The 2,451-nt window shown below is 40.3% G+C and carries 3 protein-coding genes; all 3 read left to right on the forward strand.

The window, feature by feature from the left end; genetic code table 11:
* Window positions 1-192: 192 nt before the first annotated feature.
* Window positions 193-972 (forward strand): transporter substrate-binding domain-containing protein, encoded by a 780-nt coding sequence (locus BFU02S_RS15565; protein WP_066372653.1) that lies wholly within the window; start codon window positions 193-195, stop codon window positions 970-972.
* Between the two features lie 73 nt (window positions 973-1,045).
* Window positions 1,046-1,705: an amino acid ABC transporter permease gene (locus BFU02S_RS15570; RefSeq protein WP_066372655.1), complete on the forward strand. Its 660-nt coding sequence runs from the start codon at window positions 1,046-1,048 to the stop codon at window positions 1,703-1,705.
* Complete coding sequence (locus BFU02S_RS15575) at window positions 1,698-2,420, forward strand: amino acid ABC transporter ATP-binding protein (protein WP_066372657.1); 723 nt, start codon at window positions 1,698-1,700, stop codon at window positions 2,418-2,420. The genes BFU02S_RS15570 and BFU02S_RS15575 overlap by 8 nt, the downstream gene beginning before the upstream one ends.
* Window positions 2,421-2,451 lie beyond the last annotated feature (31 nt).

Genomic DNA, 2,451 nt, shown 5'->3' on the forward strand with positions numbered 1-2,451 from the left:
CCCCTTTTTCTTTTGGGAAAAGTTTCATAATAAAAATATTGATGAGTTTTTAAAAATATATTTGCATAATTATTAATTTGTGTTAAAATTCATTTCAGTGAATAATTATTAGTTTATCAAACTAGTAATCCATAAATTCTTTGCTAATTTATGTATATTAAAATTTTGAGAATTATAGGAGGAATATAAATAATGAAGAAAGTAATTATTTTATTAGCTGTCGCCATGATGTCGGTTGGGATGCTTGCAGCTTGTTCTTCAAGTGAAAATACAAGCAAGGCGGCAGATAAGAAAGTGTTAGTTATGGCAACATCCGCTGATTACCCGCCATTTGAATATGTTGACACCAATCAAGGTGGCAAAATTGTTGGTTTTGATATTGACTTAGCCAATGCAATTGCTACAAAACTTGGTTATAAGCTGAAAGTGAAAGACATGGATTTCAGCGGTCTAATTGAATCGCTTAAATCAGGACAAGCAGACCTTGTATTGGCAGGCATGACTCCGACTCCTAAAAGAAAGCAAAACGTTGATTTCAGTGACATTTATTATACAGCCAAATATATGATCATTTCCAAAAAAGGGAGCGGAATTAACACTGTTCAAGACTTAAAAGGAAAAACAGTCGGCGTTCAGCTTGGTTCCATTCAGGAAACAAAAGCAAAAGATCTCAATAAAACGATTCCGATGAAGATTGAAGACCGCAACCGAATTCCGGATCTTATTGAAGAATTGAAAGCCGGCCGGTTTGATGCAGCGATTATTGAAGACTCGGTTGCCAAAGGATTTCTGGAAAAGAACAAGCAGCTTACAGGGTTTACGATTAGTGATAAAGCGGACGAAGCAGGATCAGCTATTGCCTTTCCGAAAAACAGCAGTTTAACAGCTAAATTTAATGATGAGTTGAAAAAAATGAAGGAAGATGGCGAACTGCAGAAACTGATTGTGAAATGGTTTGGCGGAATGAAATAGCTTCATTCTCTGGAGGCGTTCAACTGCTTTCTGAACGCCTTCTCTATTTTTTAGAGAAAGGACGAAATTTAACATGCATTTAAATTTCACCCCATTTATCCCCTCAATACCGTATATATTGCAAGGTGTAGTCGTAACGCTTCAGATCGTTGTGGTTGCCGCCATTTTGGGACTCATTCTCGGGACCATTTTAGCTCTTTGCAAAATTAGTTCGGTGAAAGTGATTGGCACAATTGCCAATGCGTACACATCGATTTTTCGTGGAACGCCGATGGTGCTGCAGCTGATGATGATTTATTTCGGCTCACCGGAGATTTTCGGTTATCAAATGGCTCCTTATACCGCAGCCATCCTCTCTTTCGGCTTAAATTCCGGTGCTTATGTTTCGGAGATTATTCGTGCGGGCATTCTAGCGGTCGATAAAGGCCAGCGAGAAGCTGCAGTTGCGCTAGGCGTTCCCTATCGGAAAATGATGTGGGATATCATCCTTCCCCAGGCATTAAAAAATATTTTGCCAGCGGTTATGAATGAATTGATCACTCTCACAAAGGAATCCGCCATCGTCACCACGATTGGCGTCATGGATATTATGCGCCGGTCTTACCAAGTAGGTTCGGATAACTATTCATTTTTTGAACCTTTATTGATTGCCGGGGTGATTTATTATCTAATGGTAATGGTCCTGTCCTTCTGTGGAAAAGTACTTGAAGGGAGAATGAGACGCAGTGATTAAAGTAGAAGGTTTATATAAAAGTTACGGAAATCTTGACGTTCTAAAGGGAATATCTACATCTATTCATGCTGGTGAGGTAGTGGCCATTATTGGCCCATCAGGTTCAGGGAAATCGACTTTCCTGCGCTGCATGAACCTCCTAGAAACCCCGACAAGCGGGAGAATTTGGCTTGATGGCCAGGAGATCACAGATAAGAAAACAAATATCATGAAAGTACGGCAAAATGTGGGGATGGTGTTTCAGCATTTTCATTTATTTCCTCATAAAACCGTTTTGCAAAACCTTACCTATGCCCCGATCAAGGTAAAAGGTCTTACAAAAATGAAGGCTGAAACCATTGCCCTGGAACTGCTTGAACGTGTTGGTTTAGACGAGAAAGCACATGAATATCCAACCAGATTATCAGGCGGTCAAAAACAGCGGGTTGCTATTGCCAGAGCTCTGGCGATGCAGCCGAAGATTATGCTCTTTGACGAACCGACGTCAGCACTTGATCCAGAAATGGTGAAAGAAGTGTTAGAGGTCATGAAATCACTTGCCCATACAGGCATGACGATGGCCATCGTCACCCATGAAATGGGCTTTGCCCGCGAAGTGGCCGACCGCATTTTATTCCTTGATGATGGTATATTGGCAGAAGATGCTCCACCGGATGAATTTTTTACAAAACCAAAGAGTCTTAGAGCAAAAGACTTTCTCGAAAAAATGCTTTAAAGATGGTCAATTTATGATCATCTTTTTTTGG

This window comes from Neobacillus fumarioli NBRC 102428 (genome assembly GCF_001591485.1).
GTDB lineage: Bacteria > Bacillota > Bacilli > Bacillales > Cytobacillaceae > Neobacillus > Neobacillus fumarioli.